Source organism: Bacillus sp. 17RED48 (assembly GCF_019837545.1).
In the GTDB taxonomy this organism is placed as follows: Bacteria; Bacillota; Bacilli; order Bacillales; family Bacillaceae_G; genus Bacillus_A; species Bacillus_A wiedmannii.
This window is the reverse complement of record NZ_JADAXG010000002.1, coordinates 124,931-142,316: the sequence shown is the minus strand read 5'-3', so window position 1 is coordinate 142,316 and position 17,386 is coordinate 124,931. Positions and strand designations below refer to the sequence as shown.

At 34.1% G+C, this 17,386-nt stretch carries 17 protein-coding genes, 1 pseudogene and 1 riboswitch; of the genes and pseudogenes, 14 read left to right on the top strand and 4 right to left on the bottom strand.

Features of this window, described 5'->3' with window-relative positions; genetic code table 11:
* Nucleotides 1-182: 182 nt before the first annotated feature.
* From ILT06_RS07365 to ILT06_RS07325, 9 genes and pseudogenes are all read left to right on the top strand, one after another.
* Nucleotides 183-626, top strand: a complete 444-nt coding sequence (locus ILT06_RS07365; RefSeq protein WP_064476423.1) for a GNAT family N-acetyltransferase — start codon at nt 183-185, stop codon at nt 624-626.
* 27 nt (nt 627-653) lie between these two features.
* Nucleotides 654-1,013 carry a YunG family protein gene (locus ILT06_RS07360; RefSeq protein WP_064476422.1) on the top strand — a complete coding sequence of 120 codons (360 nt, stop codon included), beginning with the start codon at nt 654-656 and terminating at the stop codon, nt 1,011-1,013.
* A gap of 53 nt (nt 1,014-1,066) precedes the next feature.
* On the top strand, nt 1,067-2,392 hold the full coding sequence (locus ILT06_RS07355; RefSeq protein WP_222654986.1) for a bifunctional S-methyl-5'-thioadenosine deaminase/S-adenosylhomocysteine deaminase: 1,326 nt from the start codon (nt 1,067-1,069) through the stop codon (nt 2,390-2,392).
* A gap of 154 nt (nt 2,393-2,546) precedes the next feature.
* Nucleotides 2,547-4,175 carry a peptide ABC transporter substrate-binding protein gene (locus tag ILT06_RS07350; RefSeq protein ID WP_064476420.1) on the top strand — a complete coding sequence of 543 codons (1,629 nt, stop codon included), beginning with the start codon at nt 2,547-2,549 and terminating at the stop codon, nt 4,173-4,175.
* Between the two features lie 441 nt (nt 4,176-4,616).
* Nucleotides 4,617-4,826 (top strand): hypothetical protein, encoded by a 210-nt coding sequence (locus tag ILT06_RS07345; protein WP_000726954.1) that lies wholly within the window; start codon nt 4,617-4,619, stop codon nt 4,824-4,826.
* A 59-nt stretch (nt 4,827-4,885) separates the two neighbouring features.
* Nucleotides 4,886-5,266, top strand: a complete 381-nt coding sequence (locus ILT06_RS07340; RefSeq protein ID WP_000771817.1) for a BA_1872 family lipoprotein — start codon at nt 4,886-4,888, stop codon at nt 5,264-5,266.
* 45 nt (nt 5,267-5,311) lie between these two features.
* Nucleotides 5,312-5,542 (top strand): hypothetical protein, encoded by a 231-nt coding sequence (locus tag ILT06_RS07335; protein WP_064476418.1) that lies wholly within the window; start codon nt 5,312-5,314, stop codon nt 5,540-5,542.
* Between the two features lie 51 nt (nt 5,543-5,593).
* Nucleotides 5,594-7,639 carry a class I SAM-dependent methyltransferase gene (locus ILT06_RS07330; protein ID WP_222654985.1) on the top strand — a complete coding sequence of 682 codons (2,046 nt, stop codon included), beginning with the start codon at nt 5,594-5,596 and terminating at the stop codon, nt 7,637-7,639.
* Nucleotides 7,640-7,666: 27 nt separating this feature from the next.
* Nucleotides 7,667-7,813 (top strand): annotated as a pseudogene (locus ILT06_RS07325) (radical SAM/SPASM domain-containing protein); the annotation flags it as partial.
* A gap of 166 nt (nt 7,814-7,979) precedes the next feature.
* Here ILT06_RS07325 and ILT06_RS07320 read toward each other — a convergent pair.
* Complete coding sequence (locus ILT06_RS07320) at nt 7,980-8,504, bottom strand: GNAT family N-acetyltransferase (protein WP_064476416.1); 525 nt, start codon at nt 8,502-8,504, stop codon at nt 7,980-7,982.
* 142 nt (nt 8,505-8,646) lie between these two features.
* Here ILT06_RS07320 and ILT06_RS07315 point away from each other — a divergent pair, with 142 nt between their 5' ends.
* The 3 genes from ILT06_RS07315 to ILT06_RS07305 all read left to right on the top strand — a co-directional run bounded on the left by ILT06_RS07315 (nt 8,647) and on the right by ILT06_RS07305 (nt 11,393).
* A complete protein-coding gene (locus ILT06_RS07315) occupies nt 8,647-9,345 on the top strand; it encodes a response regulator transcription factor (RefSeq protein WP_064476415.1) in 699 nt (232 codons plus the stop codon).
* Entirely contained in the window at nt 9,335-10,402 is a 1,068-nt protein-coding gene (locus tag ILT06_RS07310; protein WP_064476414.1) for a sensor histidine kinase, read from the top strand. Before ILT06_RS07315 ends, ILT06_RS07310 begins: the two co-directional genes overlap by 11 nt.
* An 82-nt stretch (nt 10,403-10,484) precedes the next feature.
* A complete protein-coding gene (locus tag ILT06_RS07305) occupies nt 10,485-11,393 on the top strand; it encodes a M23 family metallopeptidase (RefSeq protein ID WP_098111536.1) in 909 nt (302 codons plus the stop codon).
* Here ILT06_RS07305 and ILT06_RS07300 read toward each other — a convergent pair.
* Entirely contained in the window at nt 11,383-12,678 is a 1,296-nt protein-coding gene (locus tag ILT06_RS07300; protein ID WP_064476413.1) for an Nramp family divalent metal transporter, read from the bottom strand. The genes ILT06_RS07305 and ILT06_RS07300 overlap by 11 nt on opposite strands.
* A gap of 492 nt (nt 12,679-13,170) precedes the next feature.
* On the opposite strand from ILT06_RS07300, the gene trhO reads away from it, so the two are divergent.
* A complete protein-coding gene (gene trhO / locus ILT06_RS07295; protein ID WP_000246220.1) occupies nt 13,171-14,130 on the top strand; it encodes an oxygen-dependent tRNA uridine(34) hydroxylase TrhO in 960 nt (319 codons plus the stop codon).
* 173 nt (nt 14,131-14,303) lie between these two features.
* Here trhO and ILT06_RS07290 read toward each other — a convergent pair whose 3' ends face one another.
* Nucleotides 14,304-15,779, bottom strand: coding sequence for a hypothetical protein (locus tag ILT06_RS07290; protein WP_064476412.1), 1,476 nt, complete (start codon nt 15,777-15,779; stop codon nt 14,304-14,306).
* Between the two features lie 174 nt (nt 15,780-15,953).
* On the opposite strand from ILT06_RS07290, the gene panE reads away from it, so the two are divergent.
* Nucleotides 15,954-16,898 carry a 2-dehydropantoate 2-reductase gene (panE, locus tag ILT06_RS07285; RefSeq protein ID WP_078183608.1) on the top strand — a complete coding sequence of 315 codons (945 nt, stop codon included), beginning with the start codon at nt 15,954-15,956 and terminating at the stop codon, nt 16,896-16,898.
* A gap of 55 nt (nt 16,899-16,953) precedes the next feature.
* On the opposite strand, the gene ILT06_RS32445 is transcribed toward panE, so the two are convergent.
* On the bottom strand, nt 16,954-17,082 hold the full coding sequence (locus ILT06_RS32445) for a hypothetical protein (protein WP_000031869.1): 129 nt from the start codon (nt 17,080-17,082) through the stop codon (nt 16,954-16,956).
* A gap of 138 nt (nt 17,083-17,220) precedes the next feature.
* A riboswitch (cyclic di-AMP (ydaO/yuaA leader) is annotated at nt 17,221-17,367 on the top strand.
* Nucleotides 17,368-17,386: the final 19 nt, after the last annotated feature.

Below are 17,386 nucleotides of genomic sequence, written 5' to 3'. Positions count from 1 at the left end.
CATAAAGGTTAAAAGAAAAAGAACGTCAATTTTCAGGAATGGCGTTCTTTTTCTTTTCAAAAATTGTTACCTATAATAAAGATTTATAAAAGTAATCTCTTATTTACGGAAATAAGAGGTTTTTTAAATTACTTTTCGAATCATTTTAAGAGTTTATATATTGAATGTGAGGAGAAAGAATCATGAAGATAAGAAAAGCGTTATTAAGTGAAGTAAATGAATTAAGTGAACTCGCACTACATTCAAAAGCAACGTGGAACTATAGCGAAGAATTCATACTTGCTTGTAAGGAAGATTTAACAATTACCGATGAGTACATAAAAAATAATTTTGTATATGTTTTAGAAAACGATAATACGATGATTGGATTTTTTTCATTTTTACGTAATGAAAATGCTCTCGATTTCCTATACATTCATCCTCGTTACAAAGGGAAAGGGTACGGGAAAATACTTTGGGAGTATGTAATAGAAAAAGCAAATGAACTAGGAATAAAAAGTTTTACAATTGATAGTGATCCGAATGCAAAAGGGTTTTACTTGAAGATGGGAGCAAAGTTAATCGGGGAAACACCATCAACGGTTTTTAAGGAGCGATTACTGCCTCTTTTGAAATATGATGTGTAAAACAATTAATAGTAGGAGAAGCTGAAAATGGATCATATAAAGAGAAAAAGAATATATGAAGCACTAATAAAATCGTGGTCGATTGAAACGAGTTCAAAGTGGACAAGTGAAAATCCAGCAAAGGGACAGTGTGGTGTAACGGCTTTAGTCATTCAAGATATATGCGGAGGGCAAATCAAGAAGACAAAAATAGGAGAGGTGTGGCACTTTTATAACTGTATAGATGGGAAGAGGCTTGATTTTACAGGGGCTCAATTCAATAGAGAAATGGATTATATGGATGAGAAATCAAATCGGGAAGAAGCATTTGCGGATACAAATGAAAAACAATATAGCATTTTGAAGGAAAAGATAATGAAAGAATTCAAATTATCTTTTGACTCTTAATCTTTAATAAGTTACTATAATGGTGGTAACTTATTAAAGGGAACTTCATAGAGTTGAAAGGGGAAATACTTTTGAAAACAACTTATGTAAACGCTACAATCGTAACGATGAATGAAAAAAACGAAGTGATAGAAAATGGATATATCATTGTAGAAAATGATCAAATTATAGATGTAAAGAGCGGAGAATTCGCTAATGATTTTGAAGTAGATGAAGTAATTGATATGAAAGGAAAGTGGGTTTTACCAGGGCTTGTAAATACACATACACACGTTGTAATGAGTCTCTTAAGAGGTATTGGCGATGATATGTTATTACAACCATGGCTGGAGACGAGAATTTGGCCACTTGAAAGTCAGTTTACGCCAGAGCTTGCGGTTGCTAGTACGGAATTAGGATTACTTGAAATGGTGAAAAGTGGTACAACATCATTCTCTGATATGTTTAATCCAATTGGAGTAGATCAAGATGCAATTATGGAAACGGTATCAAAGAGTGGGATGCGAGCTGCTGTTTCAAGAACTTTATTTAGCTTCGGAAAGAAGGACGATGAGAAGAAAGCGATTGAAGAAGCTGAAAAATATGTGAAGCGTTACTATAACGAAAGTGGTATGTTAACTACGATGGTTGCGCCGCATAGTCCATATACATGTTCTACAGAACTGTTAGAAGAGTGTGCTCGTATTGCAGTAGAAAATCAAACGATGGTTCATATTCATCTTTCGGAAACAGAGCGTGAAGTACGTGATATTGAAACACAGTACGGAAAACGTCCAGTAGAATATGCAGCAAGTTGCGGTTTATTTAAACGCCCAACAGTTATTGCACACGGTGTAGTATTAAATGAAAATGAGCGTGCATTTTTAGCAGAACATGATGTTCGAGTAGCTCATAACCCGAATAGTAATTTAAAACTAGGTTCTGGTATAGCGAATGTAAAAGCGATGCTAGAAGCAGGAGTGAAAGTAGGAATTGCAACAGATAGTGTGGCATCTAATAACAATTTAGATATGTTTGAAGAAATGCGTATAGCGACTTTACTACAAAAAGGTATTCATCAAGATGCAACAGCATTACCAGTTGAAACGGCTCTTACACTTGCGACTAAAGGAGCTGCTGAAGTAATCGGCATGAAACAAACAGGATCACTTGAGGTTGGAAAGTGTGCCGATTTTATTACGATTGATCCGTCTAATAAGCCGCATTTACAACCAGCAGATGAAGTGTTATCACACCTTGTATATGCCGCTAGTGGAAAAGATATAAGCGATGTAATTATTAACGGAAAACGTGTCGTTTGGAATGGTGAATGTAAAACGTTAGATGAAGAGCGTATTATATTTGAAGCGAGTCGTTATAAACGAGGTTTACAAAGATAGGTAATTATATGTAGTTGAAAAAGCTATCCTTTTTTAAAAGGATAGCTTTTTTCTTGAACGAATAAATATTCAAAAGAATGTCGCATCTTTCTGTTCATATTTCTGCTATAATATATAACGCTTTATAATATTTTATACTTAAGGAGAACAATTCATGAAGCAAAAAAAGAGCCATTTAATGGTAATGGCACTTGTTACAACTTTATTATTAACAGCTTGTAATAATAAAGCGAATAAAAGTGATGCAGAAGCTAAAAAACAAGTGTTAAATGTAACAGTATCAGAAGAAATTCCTTCTCTTGATACTGCGAAAACGATGGATGGTACATCAGCGCACGTTATGCAAAACATATTTGAAGGTTTGTATGTATTAGATGATCAAGATCAGCCTATTCCAGCGGTAGCAAAATCGTTTAAAAGAAGTAAAGATGGTAAAAAATATACATTTGATTTGCGTAAAGATGCAAAATGGTCAAATGGAGACAGTGTGACAGCAAATGATTTTATGTTTGCGTGGAAACGTGCAATTAAACCTGAAACAGCATCTCAATATGCGTACATGCTCTTTCATGTGAAAAATGCGAAAGAAATTAATAAAGGAACAATGCCTCTTGATACACTTGGGGTTAAAGCAATAAATGATTATACGTTAGAAGTGGAACTCGAACAGCCAATTCCGTATTTTTTACAGTTGTTAGCACTGCCGATTTACTTACCACAGCATGAATCATTTTTGAAAGAACAAGGAAAGAATTATGCATTGGAACCTAGTAATCTCATATATAACGGGCCATTTGTATTAGAGAAGTGGAAGCATGAACAAGAGTTTCAATTAAAGAAGAATGCTACATATTGGGATCAAAAGAAAGTGAAATTAGACGAAATAAACTTTCAAATTGTAAAAGATACAATGACGGTTGTTAATTTATACGAAGCTGGTGATTTGGATCGAGTGCCTATTAATTCTCAATTTGTAGACAAGTATAAGGGAAGTAAGGACTTACATATGTCGAGCGATTCAGGAATTGCTATGCTACGTTTTAATGAAAAAAATAGTGCGTTAGCAAATAAAAAGGTGCGTCAATCTATTTCATTCGCGTTAAATAAAGAAGATTTCGTTGCTCACTTTATTAATAACGGGGCAAAACCTGCAAGCGAACTTGTACCGGCTGGTCATATAAATGAAGAGACTGGCAAAGATTTTAGAAAAGAAAACGGAGATCTTTCTTCATATGATTTGCAAAATGCGAAAAAGATTTGGGAAGAATCGAAAAAAGAGCTTGGAGTAGAACAAGTAAACCTAGAGTTTTTAACGTTTGAACAAGATAATGCAAAACGTATAGCAGAATATATAAAAGGTGACTTAGAAAAGAATTTGCAAGGATTAACGATACAAATTAAACAACAGCCATTTAAGCAAAAATTACAGTTAGAACAAACAGGAGATTACGATATATCTATGGCAAATTGGGGACCGGATTATAAAGACCCAATTAGTTATTTAGAACTCTTTACGACGGATAATCAGAATAACAAAATGAATTATTCTAACCTTCACTACGATGAATTAATAAAGAAAGCGAAAAGCGATTTTGTACTAGATCAAAAGAAAAGATGGGAAGCATTGCAAGAGGCCGAGCGTATTCTGCTAGAGGATGCTGCAGTTGCACCGCTTTATCAAATGGGATCAGCCTACGTACAAAAGGATTATGTAAAAGGAATTGAGAAGCATCAATTTGGTGGTGTTTATACGTATAAGAATGCTTATATCGCTAATGAATAAATACAAAAAACCTTACTTTTTAAAAAGTAAGGTTTTTTTAAAGAGTACATGGAATAAGGGAATACAGTACAAATCAGCATAAAAACAATCTCTTGTTGTAACTATGTTTGTTTTTAATTATATAAAAAATATTAAATTATATATTTTGTCATTGATATACTTAAAAGGTAAATGAGGTATTAAGATGAATCGATAGCGATGTTTGTGTATAATTATTTGAGTATTATAAAAATAAGGGAGCTTAAGTATTTGAATTGAACGGGCTTTTTCTATATGAATTAATTGGTATGTATAATACTTGGGGATATTAATTTGGGAATCTAGGGGGATCCTTTGAAGCTAGAAAAAGCAGAGTCAAATTCCATGTACCATTAGGTCCTGATGTAGGTTTATGGGATTTGGTTTAGAAGTTAATGTTAAGGAATAAAGGGGATAATTAGTATGAAAAAGAAAATAAAAAGATTTAAATATTTTATGGTTGTATTAGCCTGTATTGCAATTTTGGGTACAATTTTACCTAATGCATTAGATCCAAATGAAACATTAGCAGGTAACATCTCAGTTGCAGTTTTTGGTACAATGGGTACTTGTTTATTATTTTCTATTACTTATTTTATTATAAAAACAGTTATTTTAAGAGGTGGGAAATAAGATGGTACAAAATTTAGAGTTAGAAATTTAATTCATATACATAAAAAAGGAGAATTTCTATGAAATTACTACGTTTATTTATGATTCTCACTCTTGTTGTATTGTTAAGCGCATGCAATACAGCAACACAAGTCACAAAGGTTCAAAAAAATGGCGAAACGACTTTAAAAATTGGTTCGTTGCAAGGGTATTACGATGTGCAAACGATTAAAGCTGAAAAAGGAAATGTGGAAATTCCTTATGAAGCAGCCGTTGAAGAAGGTACGATTTTATTGCAAGTTACAAAAGGTGATAAGGTTATTTATGAAGAAGAAGTCACTTCTCAACAAGAAGGTCTGCTTTCTTTTGAAGCGCCAAAATCCGGATCATATGATTTAATTGTACGAGTGAAGGGTGAAAAAGAGAAAGCAAAAGAAATTCAAATACATACTAAGCTATGAAAAAATGGCAAGTGGAGTGCACCCGCTTGCCGTTTCTATTTTCGGTTGATTCTATCACAACAAATGTTTATTAATGTAAGAAATGCTTCGCTGCGTCCTGCTGTTTATTCCGCCGAAATTCCTGATGAAGTTAAAATAAGAGATGAACAAAAGAATGTGTTACAAACTTGGCATGTTAGAAACGAAATTGATAACTCTCTTTTACATGATAAAAAGACTCGGTTTGATGCATTTGTATTTGAAAGAGATATAGATGGTAAAGGGGGCATAAGGTGATAATCTTTTTAGAGAAGATATCCCAGACCATACTACTGAAATTGATTATATATGGGGGTAAATAAGGTGAAAAATATTGAGATTCTAAATAAATACATTGAAGGGTTTTCTAATATTCTCCCTACGTGGTTAAAGTATCTAATCGAGGCAGAGGAGATACATCAAAACTATGAGAATGTACAAGTACTTGGTGAATTAAAAACAGATGCGGTGTTGTACTATGTACACCGTACGCTGCAAGTGTTAGATGGATTGTCTTTAGATGAAGAAGCGTATCGCATTATTGAAAAAGTACTAACGTATAGTGAGCTTGCAAAGGTAGGCTCTTTAAAACAGCGAGAGAAATGGAAGAAGAACGGAATCAATCTATTGGTACATAACGAGGGTTCTGCTGATATCTTTAGTGATATTCAGTTTATCGAACATATAGAGACAAACTTAAACTCTACTGAGTATTTGTTTGTTCGAGATTTAATTAGAACACATGGATTAATCGGGCAGTATATCCGCGGAGAGGCTCGTTTGAACTCTCATATTGATTTAATTGACACATATAAAGAAGAATACGGAGACGTTAGGTTAAAGGAGATTCTATACTATCTTAATCAATGTATTATTGAAGGTGTATCAAAATCTTTGTGGAGCGAAGTAAAGAACGATGTGAAGATTACAATTGATGGGCTATTTGATGGTTATGTGGAGCCATTTACTTCTCGTGTACATAGACTCACGCCAAAACATAAGGAGTCAGTATTTGAAAAAGATATAATTATGGGGAGCGAGAAGAGAAACGTTCAAACATTTTTATCTGATAAGGATTTGTGGTATGTAGAACCGTCTATGCATGCCCTTAGCTTCGAGGATATTTGGACAGTTTTTGTTATGTTAAAGAACGAGATAGGAACTAGAAAGGTTCAACATATCCATTTCGAGAAATTGATGCAGCAGTTGCACTATGATTTCAAAGGTGAGAAGAAGGACAATGTGTATCGTAAGCGGGTTATTGAGAAGTATCTACGGGAGTACCGTGAGAACGAGAAGCCGGATACAACACATGTTTCTTTTGAGATTAAAGTCGATGAAGATATGAAGACTGCGTATGTGTCGTTTCAGTTTTCTGCTGTAGGTGAGGCGTTAATCATCTTCTGTGTAGAGGCAGAAAAGATAGATATGATGCATGCTCGAGCAAATGTACTGCTCTTTGATTTCTTCGGGTTACGAAAGGACGCATATGATAGATTCCATAACGAAGAAGTGTATTTGGAACATATGAATAGTTCGGCTGATGATAAACGAATTATTCTTGATTATATAAAGGGAGATACGGTTGTAGATGTTGGAGCTGGTGGTGGTGTTATGCTAGACATGATTGAAGAAGAGACCGAAAATAAACGAATCTACGGTATCGATATTTCCAAAAACGTGATTGATACGTTGAAAAAGAAGAAACAGGACGAAGGTCGTTCTTGGGACGTCATTAAAGGGGATGCAATCAACTTAGGTAGTTCGTTTGATAAAGAATCGGTTGATACGATTGTATATTCTTCTATCCTTCATGAACTGTTCTCTTATATCGAGTATGAAGGGAAGAAATTCAATCATGAAGTAATTAAAAAGGGGTTACAGAGTGCTTACGAGGTGATAAAGCCAGGAGGTCGTATTATCATTCGTGATGGCATCATGACTGAAGATAAAATGTTAATGCGTGTGATTCATTTTAAAGATGCAGGTGGAATGAAGTTCTTAGAGCAGTATGTCCGTGAATTTAAGGGGCGTATAATCCAGTATGAGGTACTTGCAGACAATACAGTCAAAATGCCTGTTAACGATGCGATGGAGTTCTTATATACGTATACATGGGGTGAGGATTCCTTTGTTCACGAGGTGCAAGAGCAGTTTGGAATCTTTACGCCAAACGACTATAAGGATTTCGTAAAGGGTATCTTTGGAGATAAAGTAAACATCGTTCAAGCTATGAACTATTTACAGGATGGATATACACAACATCTTAGCGAGAAAATCGATTTTAAAGATGAGTCTGGGAATGCGGTTGTGCTACCGGATAGTACGTTCTTTATGGTTTTAGAAAAGAGGTAATGATATTGAAAACTTATAAAAAGTTTAGTTTGTGGGTTTCGATATGTTTGTGGAGGATCTCGTTCTAAATCATATGCAATGACGGGAGATTACATGGAAAGCGAACCTTTCTGTGTATACATTCCAAAAGCATTGCGAAAACAGAAAAAGAACGTAAAAAAGGGACATGAGTAAGAATATGCTCATGCCCTTTGTTTAGATTATATAATTTATTGTACTTCGCATCAGTCGTATGATGATCTAAGAAATGAAAAACGCTCGGTTTCCCATCTTTCGTTAAAAATCCACTATCTTGATTCATTATGCTGAAACGAGTTTTTACGTATAATTTCTATTAAACTCATTTTAATAAAGAATAATAATTTGTATCATATGGGATATCATCTTGATACATATAATTTTTTAGAACGCCTTCTTTTTCAAATCCTAATTTTAATAGCACTTTATTGGAAGCCTCATTTTCAAGAAAGACAATTGCCCCAATCCGCTTTAAGTGAAGTGTGTGGAAACCGTATGATATAACGTCAGAAACAGCTTCCGTCGCATATCCTTTTCCCCAGTGTTCAGGGAGAAAGGCATAACTTATATTAGCTCGTTTATGCTCAGAAGACCAATCGTGAAAACCAATGGTACCAATGAGTTCTTTCTTGCCTTTTAATTCAATTCCCCACTTTATACCACTTCTTGCATTGTAACTCAGCTTAAAGTTATGAATGACTTGTTTCACATGATCAACATTTTGTAATGGTTTTTGGCCATAATAGCGCAGTACGTCAGTATTAGAAAAGCATTGTAGTATACTCGGTGCATCTTCTTCGGTAAGTTCTCGTAAAATGAGTCGGTCGGTTTTTAATATAGGAAACATACTTTCACTCCATTTCTTCTGAAACTAGAATGTGTTGTTATTATATAATTTAGTCTGAAAATAAAGATTATTCAAGAGGGAAGTATGGTTTTAATTTGTGATAAAATTGATTGTGGAATATATTTCAAAAAGAGGTTTGTATATGGAGAAAAACTCAATTTTAATTGTAGATGATGATCAAGATATTGTTCGATTTGTTAACGCGAATTTAATGCAAGAAGGTTTTAAAGTTTTTAGTGCTCATAACGGAGAAGAGGCTTTAAAAATAATAAATAATAACAGTATTCAACTTGCTATTTTGGATATTATGATGCCACATATGGATGGGATAGAATTGTGTAGAAGGATTAGAGAGAAACATAGTTTACCAATTATGTTTTTAAGCGCGAAATCATCGGATGTAGATAAAGTAATTGGGTTTAGTACTGGGGCAGATGATTATATTGTGAAGCCGTTCAGTACAATTGAATTTATAGCGAGAGTGAAAGCTCAATTAAGAAGGTATACATATTTCAATCAAAATGCTGCCCAAGTAATAGAAATGAAAATAAACATTAGAGGGTTAGAAATCGATGAAGTGTCGAGAACAGTAATGTTATATGGAGAAACAATCAATCTTACGAAAACTGAATATGATATTTTGTACTTAATGGCCGCTGCAAAGAATCGTGTGTTCACTATTGAAGAAATATATGAGAGCGTTTGGAAAGAAAGAGCCTATGAAAGTAATAATACAGTAATGGTTCATATTGCAAGATTAAGAAATAAAATTGAAGCGAATCCAAAAGAGCCGAAGTTTATTCAAAATGTTTGGGGAGTCGGATATAAAATTGAAGATTAAATCATTACAAGGCATTAGAGCTAAGTTTTTTATCGCATTCATATGTAGCATTTTGTTAGCAACTGTAAGTATAATAGCGTTTCAAATTGTAGTTGGAAATATATATAGTCATATTACTGGATTAGAGGAAAAATATTCATTGTTATATTTAATAGCTTTTTTAACTTTTACTACAATATACTTTGCATTCATGACAAAAACAATGATGAAAAGGTTATCTGAAATAAATAAGAACGTGAAAGAAATAAGTAATGGTAATTTAGAAATACATATACCTATTTCAAAAAATGACGAGATTGGTGAATTAGCAGCGAATGTTAATAGAATGGCTAAAAGTTTAAAAGAGTCTATCGAAAATGAAAAAAAATCGCAGGAAATGAAAACTGAAATGATTAGTAATATTTCTCATGACTTACGAACACCTGTAACATCTATAATCGGTTACGCGGACCTGTTAGGAAATCAGCTTCATTCAAATGGAGAAGAATGTGAACAGTATGTAAGTATATTAAAGCGAAAAAGTTATGAATTGAAAAATCAAGTAGATGATTTATTAGAATATTGTCAAATAAATTATAGGGAGATTGAATTAAATAAAAGTGTAGTAAATATGAAAGCGTTCATTGAACAAATCATGATTGATTTTGTACCATTACTAGATGATGCCGATATGAGCTTTTATATTAACGGTGATAAGGAGTTACATGTGGAAGTGGATGTAGCGCTTATGGTGAGGCTGTTCGAAAATGTAATTAATAATAGTATTATGTACGGGAAAGACGGAAAACAGATTTTGATTCAAATTTCTAAAAGAAACATGAATGTTGAAATAGAAATTGAAAATTTTGGACAATGCATTCCGAATGAGAACCTTCCTTACGTTTTTGAGAAGTTTTATCGTGGTGAAAAATCACGTAGCTCTCATACGGGTGGAAAAGGAATGGGACTTGCAATTGCGAGAAGTATAGGGGAACTTCATAAAGGAGATATCACTGTACGTAGTAACGATAAAGAAACGGTTTTCACTATCGTTTTACCGCAGTATAAAGAAATGTAAGAAAGTCGTAAGTATTTCTTTTGTATGTCGTAATTTTCACTTCGTATCATGTAGAACAAAGATATGAGAGTGGGGATACAACATGTGGAAGAAATATGTATTAGTAATTTTAGTTGCGTTTTTAATTATAAGTTGGAGTGTAGTTTATTTAGCTAATGGTGTTATAATAGTCATTTTTTGGTGGATTATACAAGCATTTAGTTTAGTATCAATCTTTATTTTGATAGGTTCAGTATTACTATTTGTGTGGAAAGGCATTTTCAGAAAGCGAATAGATAGAACGCTACTCTTCATCGTTCTTTTCTCTATAATTGGAGCTTGGCCTTTAGGGTGGTTTGCTAACATAGGCGGACTTGCTTACCCAGCAGATGTACATTCTATGAGCCCTAAAATAGTCGTTCGTTTTCCTTTAAATGAACGAGCACTAGTGGGCTGGGGCGGCGATCGGTTAGAAACGAACTATCACGTTATCAAACCAAATGAACGATGGGCGTATGATATTCTTATTCCGCCTGCTGAAGTGAAAAGTAGTATGTTAGAGGATTATGGAATATATGGGGCGGAAGTAATGGCACCAGCTAATGGAACAGTTGTATCAATCAATAATGATGAAAAAGATATAGTTCCGGGATCGGATGATTTCCAGTCAATGGCGGGGAATCATGTTTATTTACGACTAGACGAATCAGGGACATTTATGGTTCTGGCGCATTTAAAGAAAGACTCAATTAAAGTGAGGGAAGGACAACATGTAAATGAGGGAGAGGTTCTTGCTCAAGTCGGTAACTCAGGAAGTTCAAGTGAGCCGCATTTACATATACATCACCAAAGGCAGGATCCATCCAAGGTGAGTATATTTTTCTCGGAAGGACTACCACTTTACTTTCGAACTGAAAAAGGTGCGATAATGCCAGAAAGAGGTACATACATAAGTGGTAATGAAAAAAGGTATTCCAGTTTTATTGGAATACCTTTTTTCATTATCCTATAAATGTTTGATACAGTAAGAAAATATTTAAAATGATAACAAGTGCAGCAATAATCCAAGCGAAAAAGGTTGTTATGCGGTGGTTAACGAGTGCACCCATAATTTTTTTACTGCTTGTAAACATAATAAGTGGTACTAATGCAAAAGCAATACCGAATGATAAGACGACTTGGCTCATGACTAGAGCGTAAGTTGGATTTACTCCTAAAGCGATAATAACTAAGGGTGGAATCATTGTAATAAAGCGGCGTAAATATAACGGAATATGCATTCGAATGAATCCTTGCATAATAATGTCACCTGACATTGTACCGACAGAAGAGCTAGATAGTCCTGCTGATAAGAGCCCAATTCCAAATAAAGCAGCCGATACTGGACCGACTAAAGTACTGAACTGGTTAAAAGCAACATCAAGATCTTCAACATGCAAGCCATTTTTAAAGAATAGTGCAGCAGCAACAATTAACATACTCGCATTAATTGCTCCAGCGATAACCATTGCAATAATGATATCAATAAATTCGAAACGGAAAATCTTTTTCTTTTGTTCGTCAGTTGTTCCAACCACGCGGCGTTGTGTCAATGCAGAATGTAAATAGATTGCATGTGGCATTACTGTCGCACCTAATATCCCTGCTGCAAGTAATATACTGTCTACACCTTGGAATTTCGGAATAAATAGTCCGGAAAGAAGGGGACTTAATTCTGGTTTTGCATAAAAAACTTGGATTCCAAATGCTATTACTACAATAAAAATCATCCCTGTAATAATAGCTTCTAGTGGGCGAAATCCTCTGCGTTGAAACTCAAGAATAATAAATGATCCGACTGCTGTAATTAAAGCAGCTGGTAACATAGGAATTCCAAATAATAAATACAATCCGAGTGCTGCCCCGATAAATTCAGCTAAATCTGTAGCCATAATAACGAGTTCACCTTGTATCCATAAGCCGATAGACACAGGTTTTGGAAAGTGCTCGCGAGCTATTTCAGGTAAATTATTTCCCGTAGCAATTCCTAATTTAGCTGATAAAGTTTGAATTAATACTGCCATTAAGTTAGAAGCGAATATAACCCATAATAGTAAATATCCGTATTGTGAACCAGCTGCGATATTTGTAGCAAAGTTACCAGGGTCAATATAAGCTACGGATGCGATAAAAGCGGGTCCTAAAAACGGTAACAGTCGTTTCCAGCCTTTCGTTTCGCCACTTAAAGCTAAGTGTGCGGATTGAACAGTTGTACTTTGAGAAGGGACTTGTTCATCTTTTGATATATCTTTATTCATAGTAGTTTTCCCCTTTGAAATGTTAACTTGATGAAATTATTGTAAGTATTCTTATTGTTTATTTCAATACATTTAGATGTATTAGATGATATTTTTATTTGAACACAAATGTTTCCTTAGTGCAAATTATATGCCTTGCTGCAATAGATGGTGTCGTGTTATAAAAAATTGGGAGTTTATGGTGTGATGACGTGGGGAAACATAATGAATTAAAGGGCTATTTTTGAAATTTATGTGAACATAAAGCCTATAATACAGCATATTAATTGATGGAATTGCATTTGTATGATATATAATATATTGGGATTACAACTTAACCATAGTGTTTTGATGTGTAATCTTGTTTTTTATTTTTGTTAACTTATAGAAAATAGTATAAAGAGAAGAAAATGGGATGCATAAAACTTTGGATACATTTTCTTATTATATATGTTTTGATATGAACGTTAACTTATACATGATTTTAAAAATTAGATAGGTGGTAGAAATACATTGGCAACTACAAAACCATACAGAGTATTACTATATTACATGTATACAACAATTGAAAACCCTGAAGAATTCGCTGCAGAGCATTTAGCATTTTGTAATTCACTTGAATTAAAAGGAAGAATCCTTGTAGCTAAAGAAGGAATTAACGGAACTTGTTCTGGAACTGTAGAACAAACAGAGAAATACATGGAAGCAATGAACAACGATCCACGCTTTGACGGTATCGTATTTAAAATAGATGAAGAAGAAGGGCACGCATTCAAGAAAATGCACGTACGTCCTCGTCCAGAGTTAGTGACACTTCGTCTAGAAGATGACATTAACCCACACGAAATAACTGGAAAGTATTTAGAGCCAAAAGATTTTTATGAAGCAATGAAACAAGAAGATACAGTTATTATTGATGCACGAAATGATTATGAGTTTGATTTAGGACACTTCAAGGGTGCAATTAAACCAGATATCGAATCATTCCGTGAATTACCAGATTGGATTAGAGAAAACAAAGAAACACTTGAAGGTAAAAAGATTTTAACATACTGTACAGGCGGAATTCGTTGTGAGAAGTTTTCTGGTTGGTTAGTTCGTGAAGGTTACGAAGATGTAGGTCAGCTTCACGGCGGTATTGTAACGTACGGCAAAGACCCAGAAGTACAAGGTGAGCTTTGGGATGGACAATGTTACGTGTTCGATGAGCGTATCTCTGTACCAGTAAACCAAAAAGAGCATGTTATCGTTGGTAAAGACCACTTTACAGGTGAACCTTGTGAGCGCTATGTAAACTGTGCAAATCCAGAATGTAATAAGAAAATTTTATGTTCTGAAGAAAACGAAGCAAAACATTTACGTGCATGTTCTCATGAATGTCGTGTACACCCACGTAATCGTTATATCGTGCAACACGAATTAACTGAAGAGCAAGTAGCTGCTGCATTAGAGAAAATCGAAGCAGGAAAGTAAGATAAATTAGTGTAATAAAAAAGTACTCCAAATTTTATTTTGGAGTACTTTTTTTACTATGCGGTACTTTTTTTGTCAGTTTTTGTCGGTAAGTCGATAGAATTTAAAAATCGCTAATAAAAATTTCATTTACTGAAGCGTACCACGTATTTGTAATTTGAAAATAACCTTCTTTACTTCTTATCATCTTTCTCTTTCACAGCAGAAAGTACAGTTTGTTTTACCCATGATTTTCTTCGTTTATGTTGTAGACTCCATTGGTATAAACTTTGCGCGCCTAAAATAAATGAAATGACTATGCCGCTGATTGCTATTAAAAGTGCGAAAAATTCAAGTGGCGACGAGATTTTGTTTGAATCGGTGTTTCTTAAAAGATCAATCATAGTAAACCCTAACATTTGGCCTACTACAGAGTAGAGCGTTAAAATTAATAGTAAAAGGCTATCTTTTTTAGAAGCGACATTTTCTTGATATTTAAACAAACTATCGAGATTTTGTTTTGCATTCGAGTAAAGTACTTCAATATTAAATAGTTTTCTTAAGCGGAAAAAAATATCTTCACTCTGTGATTGGGATACTAACTCTAAAGAAAAGTAATTCGCTGTAAATGAATTGATTGAATAAATTAATTTCTCTATTTCATTTGTATCTTGATCAATGTTTAGTTCAGCATAAGCGTTTGCCATCTTTAATAAAACAACTTTATGAAATAGATTTAATAACAAAGCGTAATAAAACTCTCCGTACATTTGACTAGCAAGTTTAGCGAATTCGTGTTCATCCTCGTTTGTTATACATGTGAAAATATGTTCTTCCATAATAAAGTAGCGATTAGGAGCCCATCTTTGATAAGAATGTTTTGTTAAATAATCTTGAATATAAGGAACATTATTTGCGCTAATATAGGGCTTGCCATTGTCTGTTAATCCGGAAAGACTGGAAGCTCGGTATACATCGATTACATGAAGGTCTGACTTTTTGTTTATGGATAATAAAGTTTGTACATACATTCGTTGATCTTCAAAGAAGGGGAATGTTTGAAAGTAAGAACTCCGCAATCTCTTTTTCTCAAAGAAGTCTGTTAAGCCATGAAATAAATCGCCGAATATGAGCTTCTCTACTTGTGAATATTGTTTTCCGTTACATTCAATACAGATAGTTTCAGTTGTATCATTTTTAGTTTCAAGGACACGGAAGCGGGCGGCAAATTCGATTGCTTCTGACAATGTCATGTTTGGAGCGGTTTCTACTTCTGTCCGAATTGTTAAGAAGCCAAGCTCATAAGGACAAAGTGTTACGTCAATAGAATGAATTTTGAATGGAACGGAAATCAAATTTGTTGTTAAATGTCCAGTTAAGTTAAGGTCTTTAGAATAGCGCTGCAATCCTTTTTGGTGCTCTGAGTGAGGAAATAGAATTTTATTTGTAAATGAAAGATAGTATGCTTCCATATTTTGATGTGAAACTTGAAACTTTCCGTAGTATGTATTTTCATTTTCAAGATGATCGAGTCGAAAAGGGCGAAAATCATTTTTCTGTAAGAAAGGGAACATATTTTGTTCATATCCGGTTTTAAAAGAAAACGGGAATATAAATTGAAATATAGCTGTTGCTACATCTTTTTCCTCGATTGTCTGTATTGCCTCCATTTACATTGTTTCCTTTCATATATGCTATAAAAACAACATGCCCAAATTTATTTGAAAATAACCACTGTTTTATACTTGATTAAGAATGAAAATTCAGCTTATTTAGTAGAGGACATGTATAATGTTATGTATACTACATGTTATAAAATTGTATTTTGAAAAGGGGGATGTTGTATGCGTATTTTAGTATTAGGAGCTGGTGGCGTCGGAGGATTTTTTGGTGGCCGATTAGTCGAAAAAGGGGAAGATGTTACGTTTCTTGTTCGTAGTAAAAGAAAACAGCAATTAGAGGAAAAGGGACTTGTTATTCGTAGTGTGAATGGGGATTTTTCCTTCCAACCGAAATTAATAACGAAAGAAGATCGAACTTCTCCATTTGATGTCATTTTATTTTCAACAAAAGCGTATCACTTAAACGAGGCGATTCAAGATTTGAAGCCGTTTGTAGGTGAAAATACTGTCATCATTCCATTGTTAAATGGTATTGCTCATGTATCACTATTACAAAAAGAATTTGGTGAAGAGAAAGTGATTGGCGGTCTATGTTTTATCGAGACGACGTTAAACGATCAAGGAGAAATTGTACAAACTAGCGCTGCCAACAGACTTCTGTTTGGAGAAATGAAGTTTCAAGATTCAGAGAGAATACAGCATATTGCTAAAGCATTTGCAGGTACGAAATCTAGTTTTGTTTTAAGTGAAAATATTACGCAAGATATGTGGCATAAATATTTATTTATTACTGTAATGTCAGGTGTGACAACATTAATGCGTGCACCAATAGGACCGATTCGTGAAAGCGAAGGTGGACGTGATTTTATTCAAAACTTATTTGAAGAATGTGTGCAAATCATGAGATATATAGGGGCACCAATTAAGGAAGATATTGCCCAGGAACATATGAAAACAATTGATAAAATTTCGTATGATATGAAGTCATCGATGCAGCGTGATATGGAAAAAGGTTCGTCCATTGAAGGGAAGCACATACAAGGATACTTACTAGATGTAGCAGAACAGTTTTCTATGGAAGCACCATTATTGGGTGCGGTATATCAAAATTTAAAAGTGTATGAAGAAATGATCTTTAACAAATCAGCAATAGAATTGGATGTATGAAAAAATAAAAAAGAAAGCAATATATAAGTGTATTGCTTTCTTTTTTTATGACAACTTATTTATTTCTTTTCGTTCTATCTGTCAAATTTATTTCCTGTTCACGTTTACCGTATAATTGATTAATTTCATTTGCTAATGCATCTAAATAGGAATCGGAAAAAATAGGCTTCTTTTCTTTAGACATATGGGTCTCCTTTATCGTTTTTTAGTATTCATTATGTATATTTACCAGCGGATTATGCGCAATCATTTTATTTTTTTCTTTTTCAAAATTTTTGTTTACATTTTGAAAATAAAGGAGTATTATAATCCACAGTTTCAATTTTCTAAATCGCTGAAACCGCATGGTGCGGGGGACCCGTTCTTATGGATTAGTACTTAATCCAATGGGGTGAATCCTTGAAAAAGGTAGGGCTACTCATAGGCCCGAATCCGACAGCTAACCTCGTAAGCGTTATATTGAGAAGGAAGGTGGAGCTTGTGCGACA